The sequence below is a fragment of the Streptomyces alanosinicus genome (assembly GCF_014650595.1).
GTDB classification, from domain to species: Bacteria; Actinomycetota; Actinomycetes; order Streptomycetales; family Streptomycetaceae; genus Streptomyces; species Streptomyces alanosinicus.
In genome coordinates this window covers 875,299-895,383 of the sequence record NZ_BMVG01000001.1, presented here as the reverse complement: position 1 = coordinate 895,383, position 20,085 = coordinate 875,299, and the positions used below count along the sequence as shown (strand labels likewise).

General features: G+C 71.4%; 16 protein-coding genes. 15 read left to right on the top strand and 1 reads right to left on the bottom strand.

Annotated features, from left to right (window positions below; all coding sequences use genetic code 11):
- Positions 1–142 precede the first annotated feature (142 nt).
- The 13 genes from IE277_RS04060 (at position 143) to IE277_RS04000 (ending at position 15,867) form a co-directional block, all read left to right on the top strand.
- Positions 143–1,324 carry a PP2C family protein-serine/threonine phosphatase gene (locus tag IE277_RS04060; protein ID WP_189948530.1) on the top strand — a complete coding sequence of 394 codons (1,182 nt, stop codon included), beginning with the start codon at positions 143–145 and terminating at the stop codon, positions 1,322–1,324.
- Between the two features lie 170 nt (positions 1,325–1,494).
- A complete protein-coding gene (locus IE277_RS04055) occupies positions 1,495–1,827 on the top strand; it encodes a hypothetical protein (RefSeq protein WP_189948529.1) in 333 nt (110 codons plus the stop codon).
- A gap of 54 nt (positions 1,828–1,881) precedes the next feature.
- Positions 1,882–2,190 carry a pore-forming ESAT-6 family protein gene (locus IE277_RS04050; RefSeq protein ID WP_189948527.1) on the top strand — a complete coding sequence of 103 codons (309 nt, stop codon included), beginning with the start codon at positions 1,882–1,884 and terminating at the stop codon, positions 2,188–2,190.
- Positions 2,191–2,278: 88 nt separating this feature from the next.
- Positions 2,279–2,716, top strand: coding sequence for a DUF6507 family protein (locus IE277_RS04045; RefSeq protein WP_189948525.1), 438 nt, complete (start codon positions 2,279–2,281; stop codon positions 2,714–2,716).
- A complete protein-coding gene (locus IE277_RS04040; RefSeq protein WP_189948523.1) occupies positions 2,713–5,496 on the top strand; it encodes an ADP-ribosyltransferase in 2,784 nt (927 codons plus the stop codon). Before IE277_RS04045 ends, IE277_RS04040 begins: the two co-directional genes overlap by 4 nt.
- Before the next feature lie 47 nt (positions 5,497–5,543).
- Positions 5,544–5,945 (top strand): hypothetical protein, encoded by a 402-nt coding sequence (locus IE277_RS04035; RefSeq protein ID WP_189948521.1) that lies wholly within the window; start codon positions 5,544–5,546, stop codon positions 5,943–5,945.
- A 5-nt stretch (positions 5,946–5,950) separates the two neighbouring features.
- A complete protein-coding gene (locus IE277_RS04030; RefSeq protein WP_189948519.1) occupies positions 5,951–6,664 on the top strand; it encodes a DUF6508 domain-containing protein in 714 nt (237 codons plus the stop codon).
- A 112-nt stretch (positions 6,665–6,776) separates the two neighbouring features.
- Positions 6,777–7,286 (top strand): HD domain-containing protein, encoded by a 510-nt coding sequence (locus IE277_RS04025; protein ID WP_189948517.1) that lies wholly within the window; start codon positions 6,777–6,779, stop codon positions 7,284–7,286.
- Positions 7,287–7,319: 33 nt separating this feature from the next.
- Positions 7,320–7,613 (top strand): hypothetical protein, encoded by a 294-nt coding sequence (locus IE277_RS04020; RefSeq protein ID WP_189948514.1) that lies wholly within the window; start codon positions 7,320–7,322, stop codon positions 7,611–7,613.
- 13 nt (positions 7,614–7,626) lie between these two features.
- A complete protein-coding gene (gene eccD / locus IE277_RS04015; protein WP_189948512.1) occupies positions 7,627–8,982 on the top strand; it encodes a type VII secretion integral membrane protein EccD in 1,356 nt (451 codons plus the stop codon).
- Positions 8,983–9,008: 26 nt separating this feature from the next.
- Complete coding sequence (locus IE277_RS04010) at positions 9,009–10,385, top strand: CpaE/TadZ family protein (protein ID WP_229880583.1); 1,377 nt, start codon at positions 9,009–9,011, stop codon at positions 10,383–10,385.
- A gap of 48 nt (positions 10,386–10,433) precedes the next feature.
- A complete protein-coding gene (eccCa, locus tag IE277_RS04005; RefSeq protein WP_189948510.1) occupies positions 10,434–14,426 on the top strand; it encodes a type VII secretion protein EccCa in 3,993 nt (1,330 codons plus the stop codon).
- A gap of 16 nt (positions 14,427–14,442) precedes the next feature.
- Positions 14,443–15,867, top strand: coding sequence for a DUF6177 family protein (locus IE277_RS04000; protein WP_189948508.1), 1,425 nt, complete (start codon positions 14,443–14,445; stop codon positions 15,865–15,867).
- Between the two features lie 9 nt (positions 15,868–15,876).
- Here the strand turns inward: IE277_RS04000 and IE277_RS03995 are convergent, their stop codons facing one another.
- Positions 15,877–17,064, bottom strand: a complete 1,188-nt coding sequence (locus tag IE277_RS03995; protein WP_189948506.1) for an acyltransferase family protein — start codon at positions 17,062–17,064, stop codon at positions 15,877–15,879.
- A 441-nt stretch (positions 17,065–17,505) separates the two neighbouring features.
- Here IE277_RS03995 and IE277_RS03990 point away from each other — a divergent pair, with 441 nt between their 5' ends.
- Together IE277_RS03990 and IE277_RS03985 are read left to right on the top strand one after the other, a co-directional pair.
- Positions 17,506–17,700, top strand: a complete 195-nt coding sequence (locus tag IE277_RS03990; protein WP_189948504.1) for a hypothetical protein — start codon at positions 17,506–17,508, stop codon at positions 17,698–17,700.
- A gap of 127 nt (positions 17,701–17,827) precedes the next feature.
- Positions 17,828–20,026, top strand: coding sequence for a protein kinase domain-containing protein (locus IE277_RS03985; protein WP_308433348.1), 2,199 nt, complete (start codon positions 17,828–17,830; stop codon positions 20,024–20,026).
- The last annotated feature ends 59 nt before the right edge of the window (positions 20,027–20,085 follow it).

Here is a 20,085-nt window from a genome sequence, read left to right as displayed (position 1 = left end):
CAGTGAATTTCCTCCGGAGGCCCGCGCGACGGTCCCGCGTGCCGTTCACTGTGGGGACGAACCGCGAAGTGGAGCCTCGCACGGGGGACAAGTGGGACCTCCCGTGCCAAGCGGCCGGTCCGATGGATAGGGTCCCGAACTGATGGCAGCAGGACGAGAGCGGCGCGCGAAGGCCGAGACGTTCACGGCCCGGTGGCGTATGCAGTGGCACCGGGTCCGCACCGGCCTGCGCAGAAGCGCCGTGGACTACTTCCGCGGCGACGGCTCCGACTGGATCGCGTTCGTCGGACTGCTGCTGACCATCCCCCTCCTCATGGCCGTGACCCTGGTCGACTCCGTGTGGTGCTCCCCGGCCACGCTGGTGCTGCCGATCATCGCGGGCGGCCTCCTGCTGCGCCCGGCGAGCCTGCTCGGCCTGTACGCGGCGGGGGCCACCGCGCTGATCGTGGAGTCGGTGCGGCTCGGCCCGTACACCGAGGGACCCTCCCGGGTCACCCCGGGCGTGGTCCTGGTCGTGGCCGCGTGCGGATTCTTCGGCCTGCTCACCGCCCAGTTCCGCAGCCGGGTCGGGGTGCCCTGGCGGCGCGGCGGCACCATGCTGTTCGACCTGCGCGAGCGGATCCGGGTACAGAGCAAGCTGCCGAAGCTGCCGCAGGGCTGGCATCACGAGATGGCGCTGCGGCCGGCCGGCGGTCAGTCCTTCTCCGGCGACTTCGTCGTCGCGGCCCGCACCAACGGCGGCCGCACCCTGGAGGTCGTGCTCACGGACGTGTCCGGTAAGGGCATGGACGCCGGGTCGCGCGCCCTGCTGCTGTCCGGCGCCTTCGGTGGCCTGGTCGGCTCGCTGCCGCCGCACGCCTTCCTCCCGGCCGCGAACGGCTACCTGCTGCGTCAGGACTGGGACGAGGGCTTCGCCACCTCCATCCATCTCGTCCTGGACCTCGACTCCGGCGACTACGAGCTGTACTCCGCCGGCCATCCGCCGGGGCTCCAGCTGAGCGCGGGCAGCGGCCGCTGGGAGGAGAAGGCCGCCGAGGGGCCGCTGCTCGGTGTGTACGACGGCGCCCAGTTCGACTCCGTGAAGGGCTCCCTGCGCCCCGGTGACGTCCTGATGCTCTTCACGGACGGCCTGGTGGAGACCTCCGACCGGGACATCGTCGAGGGCATCGACCGGCTCACCGGCGAGGCCGACCGCTATGTCGCCGGCGGCTTCCACGGTGCCGCCTGGCATCTCATCGAGGCCGTCGCGAAGGACGTCAACGACGACCGGGCCCTGCTCCTCATCTGCCGTCAGGCGTCGTCGCCGGCCCAGCCGACGCGCTGACCGCGCCCAGCGGTCAAGGCGATTCTTCGCCAAGCTTTGGTCACGGAAGTTTGCTGACTTTGTGACGGCGTGCACCCCGGATTGCCCGGCCGATTCAGGAGTTGATAGAGATGATTCCGCATGCGAGACGAGCGGCACACGCCGCATGAGCCCGTCCGGGGGGAGACGACATGAAGTTCGACATGGGTGCGCAGACGCTGTCGACGCTGATGCGCGATTCGCGTGGGTCCAGTCAGGATCTGGGTGCGCTGATCCGGCAGTTGGTGCAGGCTGCGGAGCCGTTGGAGGGGAAGTTCCACGGTGCGGGCCGTTCGGCCTTCGACAACTTCAAGACGCGGGCGGACGGGATCGCGAAGGAGCTGAACCAGTCGCTGGCGGCGATCCTGGGCGGTCAGTCCGGGATGGACGGCGCGTTCGGCACGGGTGACCAGGAGCAGGGCGACAACGCCAAGCAGCAGATGGGTGCGGCCAACTTCGACGCGGCGCGTTTCTCGGGCCGCTGAGCGTCGCCCTGCTGTTCTTCAGGTAGTTCGGTTCTTTTCGGGGAGTGGTGTGTGATGGCGGGTGCGGATCGTCGGTCGTACGACACGTCGGCGTCGGCGGATGTGCAGGGGAATCTCGCGGGGGTGATCGCCCAGTTGGAGACGGTCATCGGGGCGCGGGACAAGCAGGTGAAGAAGGCGATGGCGGACTTCACGGCGGATGGTGTGGCGGATGAGTACCACGGCAAGGAGCGCCGTTGGAACCATGCGTCGCAGGAGGTCCGGAACATCATCCATCTGCTGAAGACGACGATGGAGAAGAACGACTCGACGGCGCATTCGACGCTGGCGAAGGCGAAGGCGGCGGTGGACAACATCGGCTGACCGGTGGCGGTCCGGTAGTTGGCGTTTTTCGTTCTTGTCGTTGTTGAGGGTTCGTGTTCGGCCGGGTGCCGGGTTCACGGGGGTTGGTATGACGGGCTGGGATCTGCATCCGCAGGGCATCAATCATGTGCTGACGACGACGGGGAAGTCGGCGTCGCATCTGGAGACGCACGCGAAGGATTTCGGTAAGCATCTGCAGTCGGCGGCGTCGAGTGCGGGCACGATTTCCGCGGACGGCGGTTCCGGCGGGCACGACGGCCACGGTGGCCATGGTGGCCAGGGTGGCAAGGGCGGCGGCAAGGACGGCGGGAAGCCGGCGGGCGGTCTGGTGGCGTTGGCGTTGTCGCAGTACGCGGAGCATGCGACGAAGGACTTGCAGTTCATCGCTGCTCGGGCGGGTAAGTCGTTGCAGGGTGTGGTGGATGCGACGACGGCGTATCTGGATGGTGACCAGGCGATGGCGGCGCGTGCGCAGAGTGCCGCGTCCATGCCCGGGGTGAAGATGCCGGGAGTGGGCAAGTCGTGATCAAGCCGGAGGAGATTCCGCAGTTCACCGGTGATCTGGAGCAGTTGGAGAAGGATTACGGCGGGCTGAAGAAGGATGCGGGGCAGGTCCGTTCCACGGGTGCGGATGTGCATGATCAGTTTCAGAAGCTGCGGGGGTTCTATCAGGCTCCGGAGGCGGAGAAGCTGTTCGGTTCGACGAAGCCGGTGTCGGAGCGTTCGGACACGTTCGCCACACATCTGGAGACGGTGTCTTCGGCTCTGTCGGGTTATGCGTCGGAGATCCGTCCTTTGGTGGCGAAGCTGAAGCGGCTGAAGACGGAGGCGACGGAGTTCGTCGACTCGGTCAAGGGGGACGACGACTGGGAGTACGACGGGGACAAGGTCGACAAGCACAACCGGATCCGTGACGATGTGACGGCGACGGTGGCGGCGTTCTGGGCGGCGGAGCGGACCTGTCACAACAAGATCACGGCGTTGTGGCACGGGACGCAGATGATCGCCGGTGACGGTTCGAACAAGTCGAACATGTACGGCTACAACGCGTCCGATCTGAAGGGTGCGAAGGGGCTGCCGTGGGGTGATCCGGTCGAGGAGAAGCACCACTGGTACGAGTTCGGGCACTGGGCGAAGTCGTTCTTGTGGGACGGCATCTGTGTGGACGGTATCTGGGGGACGATCAAGGGTCTGGGCACTCTGGTGGGTGTCGACGGCTGGGACGCGATGAAGCAGGCCTGGAAGGGTCTGGCCCAGTTGTCGACGGCGCTGGCGTTCATGTCGTCGCCGTTCTTGGCGGGGCTGTTCCTGGCGACGCCGGACAAGTACATGCCGTCGTGGCTGCGTGAGTCACGCAACACGATGAAGCAGACCGGGAAGGCGTTGCTGGCGTGGGACGAGTGGGGCAAGAATCCCGCGCGTGCCGCGGGTGCGGTCACGTTCAACGTCCTGACGACCGTCTTCACGGGTGGTGAGGGTGCGGCCGTGGCCGGGGCCGGCAAGGCGGGCGCGGTGGCCAAGGCGATCTCGGCGGCGGGCAAGGTCGGCCGGATCATCGACCCGATGACCTACGTCATGAAGGGCGCGGGCGCCGGCCTGTCCAAGGTCGGCGACATCGCCAAGGGCCTGAAGGGCATCGGGAAGATCGACATCCCGAACCTGCCCGAGGGCTCCATGCACCTGCCCGACGGCCATGCCCTGGATCCGAACGGAAACCTCCTCGATCACGCCGGCAACGTCGAAACGGTGTCGATCCCGAAGGGAGCGGCCCCCGGACTCCCGCCCCACTGGACCCTCCCGGCCTCGGAACCGGCATCCGCGGGCGTCCCCCATATGACGGACGGCGCCGGACCCGGGACCGTCACGCACCCGCCCGTGCACGGCGGCTTGCCGCCTGCCGCGAACAACGGCGTCCACGGCGGAATCCCCCAGCCTGTGACCAACGGCGTCCACGGCGGAATGCCACACATCCCGGACAACGGCATCCACGGCGGAATGCCGCATGCCCCGGCCAACGGTGCGCATGGCGGTGTTCCGCACGTGCCGGCCAACGGCATCCATGGAGGAATGCCGCACGTGCCGGGCAACGGCGTTCATGGCGGGGTTCCGCATGTCCCGGCCAACGGTGTGCATGGTGGGGCTCCGCATGTCCCGGCCAACGGTGTGCATGGTGGGGCTCCGCATGTCCCGGCCAACGGTGTGCATGGTGGGGCTCCGCATGTCCCGGGTAATGGCGTTCACGGTGGGATGCCGCACGTGCCGGACAACGCCGTCCACGGAGGCGTCCCGCACGGCACGGACAACGCGTTCCCGGCGGGCGAGCACGCCGGTACGACGCCCTCGGCGTGGCATCACGCCGGCCCGACGGCCCCCGCGCACGACGTGCCGCACGCCCCGCACCCCGGCGGCCACGACGCCCCTGGTGCCGGCGGCCACACGGATCACGGTGCCGGTCACGACGGTGCCGGTCACGATGGTCACGACGCCGGGCATGTCGGCGATCACGGCGGCTTCGACCACACCGGCTTCGGCCACGACGCTGCGGACATCGCCGGGCACGACGGCGCCGACGTGGCGACGCCGGGTCACTCGGGCACGGAGGTGCCGGGCCACGGCGGGGCCGGGGAGCCGTTCGAGTACAAGCCGCACATGTCGGACGCGGAATTCGACGCCCTCAGCGACGCCGACAAGCACGCGGTGGCCGAGGCCGAACTGGCGCACGGCACGAACCCCGCGCCCAGCGTCAGCAACGAGGCGGGACTGGCCTACGGCAACGCCTACTGGGAAGACTTCATGAAGGGTCTCGACCGCGAGACGCGCAGCGGGGTTGTCACCTACTCCGGTTCCGCCTACGACCCGATCAACAACCATCTCCGCTACGGCACAGACGTGCCCCAGCACATTCTCGACACCATCAAGAACATGGACGAGATCATGGACGCCCGTCCCGTACCCGAGGACATCATGGTCGTCCGCGGCACCGGGGTCGGCCACATCGAGGTCGGTGGACACCCGATCGATTCACCGCTCGACATGATCGGGGGGACCTTCGACGACAAGGCGTTCACCTCTACGGCACTCGGTGAGTCACCGCCGCCCCCGTTCAACCAAAAGCCCGTGTGGATGCACCTGCGGGTGCCCAAGGACACTCCGGCCCTTTGGCTGGAACCGATCACCCTGGTCAAGGATGAACGCGAGCTGCTCCTCGCCAAGGGTTCCTTTTACAAGGTGACGCGTGTCTTCTTCGACGAGGCGCACAACAAGTGGCACGTCTACGGAGAGGTCCTGCCGAGGCCGAAGCCGTAGCGGCCGCCGCATTGAGGATCAGGCAGAGTTAAGGGAACGTGGACTTCATGAGCAGCGAACGACCGATCAACCCGCGCTTCGACGAGGATGTGCACTTCAACCTCGTGACGCCGGGTCCGGCGAGGTACCAGACCAGGACTGACAAGCCGGTGCGGTACTTCACCGTGGTCGACAAGGAGGGCGGCGCCGCGCTCGGATATGTGTGGGGGAACGACGAGGACGACGCCGCCGCGTGGGTGCCCCGCGCGGCCGCCGGCGGACGGGCCCTCGCCGAAGGTGGTCACTGGCATGCCCGGTTGCAGGAGGCCAAGGGGCGGGGCATCCCGCCGTCCCAGGCCCTCACGGAGATGCTGGCCAACCCGGAGGGCAACCGCGGCCGAGCCCTCCCCGCCTCCCTCGTCGACGCCCCCAACGCCGCAGCCGTCAAGGCCCTCGCGCAAGAGGCCTGACGTCCGTGCAGTACCCCGTCCAGTACATAACCGTCGAGGCCCCCGACGGCGACGTCGTCGGGTACGTCTGGGCCGATTACACCGCGGGCACCCTCGCCTGGGCTCAGCGCCGGGCGACCGGTGTTCATGGGCATCAGCTCGGTCAGGAATGGTCGGCGCAGGTGGAGTCGGTCCGCGCGCAGGGCCTGCCGCCGGCCGGTGGGCTGACCGCGCTGGCGCGCAGGGCCGGCACCGGGCCCCCGGTCGACGCCTCCGGCGCGGACGTGGTCGAGGAACTCGCCCGCGCCGTCACCGAGGCCGACGACCACCGGCTGCTCGCCCAGCTCGACCACGGCAACGCGCAGGCCTGGCAGGAACTGGCCGACGCCTACGCCGCCCTCACCGACGACGACCGCGTCGTCCGCTGGGGCGGCGGCGAGAAGAACGCGAACGGGTCGATCCACGTGCCGTTTCCGATCCACAGCAGGCCGCTGTGGCGGGTCGTCACGGCGCTGTGGGGCGTCGGTGCCGTCACCCCGGAGCACCGCTTGAGCGCTGGCCCCGATCCCACGAAGCCGCCGCGCGGGCGGCTCAGGACCGCGGACGCCGTACGCGCCGCCACCCTCCTCGCCGTCGGCGAGCGCATCAGTGAGGGGACGGTGGACGAGGCCGTACGGAGCGGTCTGTTCGACGCCATGGTCCGCGCACTCCTGGAACACCACGCGACACACACTCTCTAGGTGTGCAGGTTCTGCGGAGGTTTCCCCGGTGTCCCGTCAGCCGGGCCGCCCCGGGTGTGCCGGCCGCGCATCCATGCCTTATGTTGCACGGGCAAAGTGAGGGGGACGCCGGATGTCGTACGAGGAACCGTCGGCCGCGGTCATGACGCTCGCCGAGGTCGAGGCCGTCGCCCGCGCCGCACACGCCGCGCAGCGGGACAAGGCGGGCCGGCCCTACGCCGAACACCTGCAGGCCGTCGCCGACGGTGTCCGCGCCCGCGGCGGAGGTGACGAACTCGTCGCCGCCGCCTGGCTGCACGACGCGGTCGAGGACGGCGTGCTGAGCGCGGAGTGGCTGGCGCGGGCCGCGCTCGCCCAGCGCACCAAGGACGTCGTACGGGCCGTGACCAAGCGGCCGGGCGAGGAGCCGCGGGCGTACGCGCAGCGGATCCTCGCCACCGAGGGCGCACGGCTCGTCAAGACGGCCGATCTCGCGCACAACGCCGACCCGCGCCGGCTGGCCGTGCTCGACGAGCTGACCGCACGGCGTCTGACGCAGAAGTACGCCGCCATGCGGCAGTACCTCGGCCTCGCCCCCGAGGACCTCGCGACCTGCGAAGACCTCGCTCCCTTCGACGACTGACCGCACACAGAGCACGGACACGGGACCAACTCGATGGCACGGGACTACGACAGCCAACTGCTGGAGTCGGTGGCGGTGCGCCGGCGCCGGATGCGCGACGCCCTGCTGTTCGGCGCACAGCGCGCCCGGCGCTCGGCGGACGAACGGCTCGGCAAGGTCTTCACGGGCATCGCCATCGCGGCCGTACTGTGCGCCGGATGCGTCGGGTGGTCCTTCCTGCAGCACACCCTGGCCAAGCAGAAACAGCAGCAACAGCAGCAGGAACAGCAGTACGGCACCCCCTCCGGCCAGCCGTCCTCGGCATCCTCGGCCCCAACTTCGCGATGATAGGTTCCGGTAAGTGGTGAGCACAGCAACGTCGTCCCGGACGCAACTGAGCCGGGTCACGCTGGTCGGTGAACGGCGGCGTGCCGACATCGTCCTGCCGTCGGACACCCCGATCGGCCAACTGCTGCCCGACATCCTGCAGTTGCTCGACGACCGGGCCGCCTCGCGGCCCATGACCCGCCAGCTGATCACCTCCGACGGCTCGGTGCTGCCGCACGAGGCCACCCTGTCCTCGGCCGAGGTGCCCGACGGCGCCGTGCTCCAGCTGGTGCGCGCCCATGCCGCGCCGCCCGCGCCCGTCGTGCACGATGTCACCGACCAGGTCGCCGACGACCTCGATCTGCGCGCCTGGCGCTGGCGGCCCGCCGCCCGCCGGGCCAGCGCCGGCGTGGCCACCGTCGTGTTCGCCGTGGCCGCGGCCCTGCTCGCGCGGCACGAGTTCGCGCTCACGTCCGTCGGCGCCGCGCTCGCGGTCGTCGCCGTCCTGTTCCTGGCCGCCGGCGCGCTCGTCGCGAAGATCGGCGAGGGCAACCGCGGCCTCGCCACGGCGCTGCTGCTCGCCTCCGGGGGGCTCGGACTGCTCGCCGCCTGGACCGCCGCCGACGCCTACCACTGGCCCGGCCCGGCCCGGCTGGCCGGTGTCGTCGCGGCGCTGGTGCTCACCCTGGTGCTGCTCGCCTACTTCTCCCCGCTCGGCCGTGGCGCGCTCCTCGGGGCCGGCGCGACCGCCGGTATCGCCCTGGTGTGGGAGGCCGTCGCCGCCGTGCAGGACCGGCCGGCCCGGCTCGGCGCGGTGATGGCCGTGTTCTCCGTGGTGCTGCTCGGGCTGCTGCCCCGGTTCGCGCTGATGGCCTCGGGGCTGACGGGGCTCGACGACCGGCGCTCCGCCGGCACGTCGGTCAGCCGGCACCAGGTCGCCAACGCGCTCGCGGCGACCCACCGCGGGCTCGCGCTGGCCACCATCGTCACCGTCGTCTCGGCGGCCGCCGGCGGCTGGCTGCTGACCGCGACCGGGCGGCCCACCGGGTGGACGGTGGCCCTCACCTCGCTCACCGCCGTCGTGCTGCTGTCCCGGGCCCGCGCCTTCCCGCTGGTCGCCGAGGTCGTGGCGTTGTTCGGCGGGGCCGCGCTGCTCGTCGTACGGCTCGCGGTGCAGTGGATGGACCACACCGGCGGCGCCGGCCCGCTGGTGCTGCTGTGTGCCGCCGCGGCGCTGCCGTTGCTGGTCCTCGCGGTCCAGCCGCCGGAGCATGTGCGGGTACGGCTGCGGCGGATCGGCGACCTGATCGAGTCCGCCGGCGTGATCGGGCTCTTCCCGCTCGCCGTCGGGGTGTTCGGCATCTACGGGCAACTGCTCGACAAGTTCTGAGAGCAGGGGCAGGAATGAAGGGCGACATGCCGAGCGGGGACAACAACTGGCAGGGCGACGTGCTGCGCGAGCTGAGGGGCGGCTCGCCCGGACAGCCCGCGCCGAAGCAGCAGCAGGGGGCCTACGGCTACCCGCAACAGACGCCGCAGCAGGCAACGCAGCAGGCACCGCTGCAGGGCGCCCCCGGGCAGGTTCCCGCCCCGTCGTACGGCTACCCCCACCAGCAGCAGCCGTACACCGACCCGTCGGCCTACCAGCAGCAGGCCTACACCGAGCAGCAGCAGTACGCCGAACAGCAGGCCTACGCGGCCCAACAGCACTACGCCCAGCAGCAGGCCTACGCGGCCCAGCAGCAGCAATACGCCGAGCAGCAGCAGTACGACCGGCAGCAGTACGCCGAGCAGCACGCCGCCCGGCAGCAGGCCCAGGCCCAGGCCCAGGCCGCGCCCCGGCCGCAGCCCGCCCCCGCCGCGCAGCGCGGTACGCCCGACTCCCGGCCGGTGCTCGACAAGCGGCTCGCCTCCACCGCGCTCAAGCCGCGCCACGGTGAGCCGTTCGGCGCCCGTGCCCTGCGCGCCGTACGCCGTACCGTCTCCTCCTCGGCGTCCCGTGAGGTCGCGGGCGCCGCGGCGACCGCCGAGGTGCTGCAGCAGGCGGTCACCACCGGCCGGCAGATCGCGGTGACCTCCATCCGCGGCGGCTCCGGCAAGACGACCGTCGCCGCACTGCTGACCGCCACCTACGCCCACTACCGCCAGGACCCGGTGCTCGCCGTCGAGGCCGACCCGGCACTCGGCTCACTGCCGCTCAGGCTCGGCGCGGAGACCCTGCGCTGGACCACCGGCGACCTGGCCGCGCTGGTGGAACCGCAGATGTCGCTGCTCGACGTCACCGGATACCTGGTCCAGCTCCCCGGCAACGCCTGGCTGCTGCCCGGCAGCCAGGGCCAGGTCGGCGCCATGCTCGACACCAAGGGCTACGAGCGGGTCATGGTGGCGCTGCGCCGCTACTTCGGCGTGACCGTCGTCGACTGCGAGACCCTGCCCGCCGAGGTCGCCCGCACCGCGCTGTCCGCCGCGCAGGCCCGGGTGCTCACCGCGCCCGCGACACTGGAGGGCGTCGCCAGCACCCGTGCCGTCCTGGAGTGGATGCGCAACCTGCCCCGGCATGTGCTGGCCTCCACCGTCGTCGTCCTCATCGAGGTCACCCCGCACCCCGGCCTCGACCTCGACAAGGCCACCGAGGAACTGACCGCGACCGGGGTCACCGTGTCGGTCCTGCCCTACGACCGCCACCTCGCGGCCGGCGGCACCATCCGCACCGACCTCCTCGCCCGGGCCACCCGGGACGCCGCCGCCCGACTGGCCGCCGACGTCTTCCAGCTCTCCCAGAAGCAGCGCTGACCGTCCGACGGGAAGGGCCACGAGGAACTCCAGGACGAGGCAACGAAGATGAGCACCCGACTGATCCACCGCCCCGCGCGCACCACCCGCCCGCCGGCCGCCCCCGAGCCGCGCACCATAGAGTCGCCGCCCAATCTGCCCGAGGGCAAGGCCGGCTCCGTGCTGCACTCGCTGTTGCCCGTCGCCGGGGTCATGTCGTCCGTCGTGATGATGACCATTGTGCGCAACAGCCAGTTCGCCGGGCTGGGCGCGATCATCCTCGTCGTCACCCTGACCGGCTCCCTGGCCATGGCCTTCTCCCAGCGCGGCAAGGCCCAGCGCACCCGCCGCACCCAGCGCGAGGCCTATCTGGCCTACCTTGAGGAGCTGCGCGAGCAGCTGGCCCGGGAGGAACGCGAACGGCGTGAGCGGGCCCAGGTCCTCAACCCGCCGCCGGACGCGCTGTACGACATCGTGCGCGACCCCGCCCGGCTGTGGGAACGGCGCCGGACCGACGCGGACTTCCTGCGGGTGCGGGTGGGCACCGGCCAGATGCCGGTGCGTGATCTGAAGGTCGCCCAGCAGGGGTCCTCCGTGCTCACCCCGCCCGACCAGTTCATGCTGAACGAGGCCTCCGCGCTGAGCTCCCGCTTCAGCACCGGCACCGAACTCCCGCTGACCGTCCCGCTGGACCGCGTCGGCAACATCAGCGTCATCGGCCCGCGCGAGGACACCCTGCGCGTCGTCCGTGCGCTGCTCGTCCAGGCCGCCGCCACCCACGCGCCGGACGACGTGGCCCTGGCCGTGGCCGCCCCCGGCGAGCGGCTGGCCGACTGGGAGTGGGCCAAGTGGCTGCCGCACATGCTGGACAGCGAGCAGTTCGACGGCCCGGTCGCCGCCCGCCGGATCGCCCCCTCGCTGCCCCAGCTCGCCCGGCAGATCGGCGCCGAGCTGGGCCGCCGCGCCTCCTACGCGGCCGAGGTGCGCCGCGGTCTGTCCGGCAAGGACGCCCTCGCCATGACCTCGCGGCTGCTCGTCGTCGCCGACGCGCACGGCGACGACGCCGTCGACCTGCCGCGCCCCGACGACGCGGTCGGTCTGCGGGACATGGGCGTCACCGTGCTCCATCTGCTCGACGAGCGGGTGCAGGAACCCGGCAGCGTCGGCGTGCGCATCACCGTCGAGGGCGTCCGGATCCTCATCGAGGATCTGCGCGAGGAGGAGCCGATCAGCGCCCACGGCACGGTCGACGAGGTCGGCACCGCCCTCGCCGAGGGCCTCGCCCGGATGCTCGCCCCGCTGCGGCTGTCCGCCGAGTCCCTGGTCGACGCCCCGCTGACCGGCCCGGTCGACTTCGCGGAGCTGCTCGGCATCGACGACGTCGCCCAGCTCGACCTGGACCGGCTGTGGGCGCCGCGCGGCGAGCGCGCCTTCCTGCGCGTCCCGATCGGCGTCAGCGACAGCCACGAGCCGGTGCTCCTCGACCTGAAGGAGTCCTCCGAGCTGGGCATGGGCCCGCACGGCCTGTGTGTCGGCGCCACCGGCTCCGGCAAGTCCGAGCTGCTGCGCACCCTCGTCCTCGCGCTGGTCGCCACCCACCCGCCGGAGGACCTCGCACTGGTCCTCGTCGACTACAAGGGCGGCGCCACCTTCGCCCCCTTCGCGGACCTCCCGCACGTGGCGGGTGTGATCACCAACCTGGAGAACCAGGCCGGTCTCGTCGAACGGGTCCACGCCTCGCTCGCCGGCGAGGTCAAGCGGCGCCAGCAGGTCCTCAAGGAGGCCGGCAACGTCGCCGACATCGGCCACTACGCCGCCCTGCGCGCCGAGAAGCGCCCCGACCTCGACCCGCTGCCGCATCTGTTCGTCGTGATCGACGAGTTCGGCGAACTGCTCACCGCCAAGCCGGACTTCATCGACCTGTTCCTGTCCATCGGCCGTATCGGCCGCTCCATCGGTGTGCACCTGCTGCTGTCCAGCCAGCGCATCGAGGGCGGCAAGCTCAAGGGCCTGGACACCTATCTGTCGTACCGGCTCGGCCTGCGCACCTTCTCCGCCGACGAGTCCCGTACGGTCCTCGACACCACGGACGCCTTCCACCTCCCGCCGCTGCCGGGCTTCGGCTACCTCAAGGTCGACACCAGCCACTACGAGCGGTTCAAGGCCGGCTATGTCTCCGGCGCCTACCGCGGCCCCGTCCAGCGGGACACCGAGGACACCGGGCCGCTGGCCCTGGAGTACACGACGTACAACTCGCTCGGCCAGGAGGAGAGTTCGGGCCCGGCCGAGCCGCAGATGCGGCGCCGGGAGACCGGACCGACCGAGATGGGCGTCATGGTCCGGCAGATCGAGGACTCCGGCACCCGGCCGGTCCGCCAGATCTGGCTGCCCCCGCTGCCCGACGCCGTCGCCCTCGACCAGGTCGCCGGGCCCGTCGAGGTGGGCGCGCGCGGCATGCAGCTGTCCCGGCGCCGCGGCCCGCTCCAGGTGCCGCTCGGCGTCCTGGACGACCCGACCCGGCAGTGGCAGGGCCAGTGGTACCTGGACCTCACGATGGCGGGCGGCCACGCGGTGGTCATCGGCGGCCCCCAGTCCGGCAAGACCACCCTGCTGCGCACCCTGGCACTGTCCCTGGCGCTCACCCACACCCCGCAGGAGGTCGGTATCTACGGCCTCGACCTGGTCGGCGGCGGGCTGCAGGCGCTGTCCGGGCTGCCGCACGTCGGCGGGGTGGCCGGCCGGGCGGACCGGGAGCGGTGCGCCCGCACCATCGACTCCGTGCGCGGCATGCTGGACCAGCGCGAGGAGCTGTTCCGGCTGCACAACGTGGACTCCCTGGAGCAGCTGCGCACCCTGCGTGCCGCGGGCCGTGTCCCCGAGTTGGCCTCCACAGAGATCGTGCTGCTCATCGACGGTTTCGGCGCCCTGCGCGACGACTTCGAGGAACTCGACGATGCGGTCGGCGACATCCTCAAGCGCGGCGGCGGCTACGGCATCCATGTGGTCGCCGGCATGCTGCGCTGGAACGACGTGCGCATCGCCGCCCAGTCCCAGTTCGGCACCCGGGTGGAGTTGAGGCTGAACGACCCCGGCGAGTCCAGCGTCGAGCGCAAGCTCGCCCAGACCCTCTCGCCCGAGGAGAAGGGCCGCGTCCTCACCGACGGCAAGCTCTTCGCCCAGGTCGCGCTGCCCCGCACGGACGGGGTCGCCGACACGGCCGACCTCGGCGCGGTCCTGGAGCGCACGGCCCGTACGATCCGCGCCACCTGGACCGGCGAGACCGCCCAGCCGGTCCGGGTGCTGCCGCACGTCCTGGAGCCGCAGCTGCTGCCCGGCCCGGCGACCGAACCGCGCCGGGTCCCGGTCGGCCTGGACCAGACCCAGCTGGCGCCCGTCCTGCTCGACCTGTTCCACCACGATCAGCACCTGGTGATCATGGGTGACAGCGAGTGCGGCAAGACCAACCTGCTCAGGGCCGTCGCCGAGGGCCTGATGGAGCGCTACAGCGAGGACGAGCTGGTCTTCGGCGTCATGGACCCGCGGCGCGGGCTGCGCGGCGTCATCCCGGAGGAGTACCGGGGCGGCTACGCCTACAACGCCAAGCTGTGCGCGGGCCTGTCCGCGGGCATCGCCACCGAACTGGAGAAGCGGCTGCCCGACGAGAGCGAGGGCGGCGCCGACCTCGAACCGGGCAGCTGGGGGTCGGGCCCGCGGATCGTGATCCTCGTCGACGACTACGACGTCCTCACCACCGCCGGCCAGCAGCCGCTCGCGCCCTTCCTGCCGTACATCGCCTCGGCCCAGGACATCGGTCTGCACTTCGTCCTCACCCGCCGGGTCGCGGGCGCCTCGCGCGGCCTGTACGAGCCGCTGCTGCAGAGCCTGCGCGAGTCCGGTGCCTCGGCGCTGGTGATGGCGGGCGACCGCGGCGAGGGCCAGCTCTTCCCCGGTGTGTACGCCGGCCAGCAGCCGCCCGGCCGCGGTGTGCTGGTCCGCAGGGGCGAGCCGAACCGGCTGATCCAGACCGTGTACACGGGCAACAGGCAACAGGGCAACAGGTAAGGGACCGGGACCACTCATGACGAAGGACGTCGTCGCTCTCACCAAGAACATGCCCGATCCGCTCAGTGTGCTCGCGGCGCTGCTCGCGGGCGGCCCGGACCTGCTGGCGGGCGTCGAGGGGGACGGCGCGGTGGTACAGCTCTGCGACGAGCAGGGCCGCCCCCTCGTCTCCATCGAGGCACCTCAGCTGGTCCAGGTCAGGGGAGAGGCACAGCGGCTGCTCGGGGCGAGCGAGCCCGAGGTGCCGTACTGGTGGACCGAGGCCCGTGCCACCACCGGGGTCAAGGAGGCCGAGGAACTCGCCGGGGCCTTCGCGGCCCGTATCGCCACCCTGGTCGGCGGCACCGCCTGGCCGCCGCAGGCGGCGCGGTCCCTGGCGGTGGTCGACACCGACGGGATGCGCGCGGTGCCGACCCCGGCCGCGGCGCAGCCCGCCGTGGACGTGCTCACCGACAAGGTGGCCGTGGTGATCCAGGACCGCCCGGTGGTCGCGATGACCGCCTGGCTCTCGAACGCCTTCCGGGCCGTGGCCGAGGCCGAGCTCGGCCTGCAGATCGTCACCCCCGCCGGCACCCGGCTGTCCCCGGCGGTCCGGGGCAGCCTGCCGGGCTGGCCCTCGCGCTGGGTGGTGCAGGACGAGAAGGACGGCTACTACGACGGTCTGTCCGGAGCCGTACTGCACTGGGCGGACGGCCTGTTCGTGACGGCCGAGTCCCCGGACGGGACCCCGGAGGACCCCCGTACCCCCATGGCGGACTCCTTCGCCCCGACGGTCGCGGACGACGGCGAGCGCCAGCTGGCCGTGTCCTTCCGGGCGATCCACCCGGCGGACGAGCGGCTGGTGCTCGGCGGCGCCCTGGAGGCCGTATGGCGTGAGCTGACCGGGGAGCCGCCGGCCGGCTGGGGCACCGAGGAGCCCGCCAACCTGCCCTGGTCGGTGCGTCAGCTGACGGACCTGGCGTACGAGCGGGCACCCGCGCCGACCTGGCTGGTGGTCGTCGGCAGTCCGGAGCGCCCGGCGCTGGCGACGGTCCGGATCAGCCGTACGAAGGGCGGTGTCGAGGAGGACGTCACGCTGGCGTTCGGCTACGGACCGGGCGAGGAGGTGCCGACGGACGCCGATGTGACCCGTGCGGCGGAGGTCCTCGCCACCCGGCACGATCTGCAGTCGATGCTGGTCCAGGTCCGCCGGGCCCGCCGTGATCTGTCCGTGCCGCCGCGCTTCGAGGGGCCCGGTGTGCCGTACGCCTTCGTCCTCGGTGCCGACGAGGTGCGGGAGATGCCCGGTGACCGGGCCCGGCGCACGCCGCTGTCCCAGCCGCCGCGCGAGCTGGGCCCGAAGCGGCGCCCGGCGTTGTACTACCCCTTCCGGGGCGATCCCTCGGACCTCTCGGGGTGGACGGACTTCGAGCGCCTGATGAGTCACCTCAAGGGCAACTGAGGCCCTTCGTCAGGCGGTCGGCGCCTGCTCGTGCTTCTCGCGCGCGCGGGCGCGTTCGCCCGCGTCCTGCCGGAACGCCCACTCCATCCTCGGCTCCATCACACACCGGAAGACCCGCCGCACGGGCTTGGTGCACAGTACGGTGACGGCGGCGGCGAACAGGAGGGTGACCAGGATCTCGCCGAGCGGGTGGTGCAGCCAGGGGTGGTCGAACCAGCCGCGGTAGTCGGCGAACTTCACCAGGAAGCCGTGCAGCAGATAGCCGTACAGGGTGCCCGCGCCCAGTGCCGTGAACCACGTCCTGCGGCCCGGCACCCAGGCGAAGAAACAGGCCGTCAGCAGCAGCGAGCAGCCCATCAGCGCGAGCGTCATCACCGGTCCTGACCACCAGGGCGCGGCCAGCTCCTGCGCGGCGTCGCGGTGGTAGAACCACGCGGTGTTCATGCGCGGCACCGCCCACCAGCCGACCAGCAGCGCGGCGGCGAACACCGGCACCGCGGCGATCCGCACCGAGCGGCGGCGCACCAGCTGGAAGTGCTCGGGCTTCATGCACAGGCCGAGCACGAAGTACGGCAGGAACTGCAGGACGCGCTGCAGATCGAGGTCGTCACCGATGTTCGGGGTGGCGGACGCCAGCATCGCGATACCGAGGGCGACCGCGAACGGCGAGCGCACCAGTTTCCAGATCGGTGTGGTCAGCCGCCAGATGAACAGGGCGACCAGGAACCAGGTCAGATACCAGGGATCGAGCAGGCTGATCTCCTCGTGCGAGCCCGTGACCAGGTTCTTGAAGAGCGGATAGGCGGTCTCGAAGACGACGTACGGCACCACGACACCGGTGATCAGCCGCTTCAGCCGGTCCGGACGCAGGTCGAAACCGCGGGAGAAATAGCCGGAGATGATGATGAACGCCGGCATGTGGAAGCAGTACACGACCGTGTACACGCCCTCCAGGATCCGGCTGTCACCCTTCAGGGGTTCCCAGGCGTGTCCCATCGCGACGAGCACGATCGCCAGATACTTGGCGTTGTCGAAGAACGCGTCGCGCTGTCCGCCGGGTCTGTCCGCCCGCGCCGGGCCCTTGCGCACACTCGTCGGGGAACTCGGGGTGCGCGGAGCGGGCACTCCGTCCGCCGGCGACTGTGCCGGGGGGAGCGGCCGGCGGCTCTGGCCGGGGGACGAGGCGGCGTCAAACATCTCAGGCACCCTAGCGTCGTCCAAGGATTTCGTAAAACCCCCGCAGCCATTCCTGGTTATCGCCTTCACTTACCCCCCCCGATTTACCGAACTTGACCTCGGTGTCCACGTGATGGTGGGCATACAGAGGTCGCGAGTTCACCCTCGATGTCCCGATTCATGCCGACTAAATGGGGCATACGGCACCTCGGTATCATCAATTCGAATTACCTGCGCACGGGATGTGTGGAGCCGGAAACGAAGTCGCGTAATTACCCGGGAAGTCGGGCGCGGGCGGCCTGTCGAATTACCGTGCGGCGGGTCGCCCGGGCAGGTCCCGTGTCCGACGTTGTGTCACGGGCCGCATGAGGCGGCCGGGTTGGTGGCACGATGGTTCTGGCGGGGGTGCGGTGGCCGTACCTCCGGGCCGGGAGAGCGGACCGACCGAGGGTGTGATCAGTTGTGGCCATTTCACTGTCTGTGGTGCTTCTGTTGGCGATCATCCTGGTCGTCATGCTGAGAGGGGGGAACATCAAGACAGGGCCGGCGATCGTCGCGATCCTCTTCGGGTTCTTCCTCGCCTCGACCGGCATGGCCCCCTCCATCGACCGCTTCCTGAACTCGATAGCGGACTCCATCAGCTCGATCAAGTTCTGACCCGGCATGGGCGGACCGGGCGCAACACGTTGAACAACTGAACCAGGGAGACGTACGGGGATGGCGCTGCGCGACACCGACCCGGCGGAGATAGGCGGCTACCGGATCGAGGACCGCCTCGGCACCGGTGGCATGGGTGTGGTGTATCTCGCCCGGTCCGCGTCCGGCCGCCGGCTCGCGGTCAAGGTCGTCCACGGCCGGTACGCCGACGACGACGAGTTCCGCATCCGGTTCAGCCGGGAGGTCGCCGCCGCCCGGCAGGTCAGCGGTGCCTTCACGGCCCCCGTGGTGGACGCCGACGCCGACGCCCCGCGTCCCTGGATGGCCACGCTCTACATCCCCGGCGAGGACCTCGGCACCCTCCCCCAACTCTCGGCTTCGCTCGATCCGGGGGGACCCCCATCGCCGCCTCGGCCCGCTCCCGCCGGAGCGGCTGCGCGAGCTCGCCGCCGGCCTCGCCGAGGCGCTGTGCGACATCCACCGCGCCGGAGTGGTCCACCGGGATCTGAAACCGGCCAACGTCATGCTGGCCGAGGACGGCCCGCGCGTCATCGACTTCGGCGTCTCCCGCGCCGCCGAGTCCGCCGACGCCGACGCCCTGACCCAGACCGGCCGGGTGATGGGCACCCCGCCCTTCATGTCCCCGGAGCAGTTCACCTCTCCGCACGAGGTCGACGCGGCCACCGACGTCTTCTCGCTCGGCGCGGTCGTCACCTACGCCGCCACCCGGCACGGCCCCTTCGACAGCGTGAGCCCCTGGGAGACGGCGACCCGGGTCGTCGACGGCACCCCCGACCTCGACGGCGTCCCCGACGCACTGCTCCCCTTCGTCCGGCTCTGCCTGGAGAAGCACCCCAAGGCCCGGCCCACCCCCGCCGAACTCGTCCGCCTGGTGCGCGACGGCCGCCTGCCCGACCGTACCCGGGACACCCGATCCGGCCCGGGCGGCTCATCCGGCTCATCCGGCTCATCCGCCCCCTCCGGGCCGGCCCCGTCCGCCGCGGACACCGGCCCGGCCCCCCGGCCCCCGCGCCGGCGCCGCCGGGCGATCCTCGTGACGGCCGTCGCCGCACTGGCCGCCGGGGCCGGCGCCGGCACGCTCGTCCTCGCTCCCGACGGCGGGGGCGCCCCGGACGCGCTGCCGGCCGGCTGGCACGCCTGGCATCGGCAGGCCAGGAACCCCCGGGTCAAGGGCTCGGACGTGCTGCCCGCCGAAGGCCCCTTCAGCGGGTGCGTCAGCTCAGGGACCTCACTGGTGTGCGCCGGCGACGGCGTCATGGCCGCCCGGTTCGCCCTCGCCGACGGCCGCAACACCTGGTCCCTGCCCCTGGACCCCACGCCCTCCTCGTCCTCGGGCCCCGCCGCCGGCACGATCATCGGCACCCGGCCCGGCGGCGTGTACGTCTTCGGCGCCGACGACAGCGAACTGAAGCCGGCGAAGAACCAGAACGCGCCGGGTGTGCGCACGCACTACACCGTGCAGTCCATCGACGCCGCCACCGGCAGGGCGCTCTGGCGGACCCCCGTCTCCGACAACACCGACGGCACGGGCCCGGACACCACCGGCGCCGTGGCCACCCCGGCCGGCGTCATCACCCCCTACGGCGACTCCTTCGACTCCTATGCCCTCCTCGACGCCGCCCACGGCACCGTCCGCTGGCACCACCGCCTGCCCTACGGCCCGGAGGACCAGGGCGACTGCCGGCTCACCGGCGCCGGCGGACAGGCCTACCTGGTCTGCCACGCCGTCAAGGCCGACGGCGCCCCCGACCGCACCACGATCGCCCAGCTCGACCCCGCCACCGGCAAGGCCCGCTGGACGCGGACGGCCGAGGGCTCGGTGAACCTGCTCGGCCAAGCGCACCGCCATCTGGTGCTGGGCACCGACCCGACCGCGGCGAAGCTGACCGGCCTCACCCTGATCGACCTCGCCTCGCAGATCATGACGACGGTACGGCTGTCCGTACCGTCCACCGCCTCCGGCGGCTATCTCGTGCGCGGCACCCTGTACCTCACCCTCACCAGCGGCAGCGTCCGGGCCGTCGACCCGGCCACCGGACGCCAGCTGTGGGAGAGCAACTCCACCGTCGAACAGCCCGGACCGCCCACCGCCTCCGCCACCCGGCTCTACCTGGCCTCGCCGAACGGCCGCCTGGCCGCCCTGGACCTGCGCACCGGCAAGGTCACCGGCACGCTCCCCGGCCGCGACGACAGCGACAGCACCGGCGCCACCGACCCCCTCGGAGCCCCCGTCCTGTCCGGCGACGCCCTCTACGTCCCCTATGGCCTGCGCTCCGTCTACAGCGTGGACGTGAAGAGCCTCTGAGCCGCATCGCCCGCTCAGAACGCGCTCAGGGCCAGGCTGAGGAGTGATCCTCCGGCCTG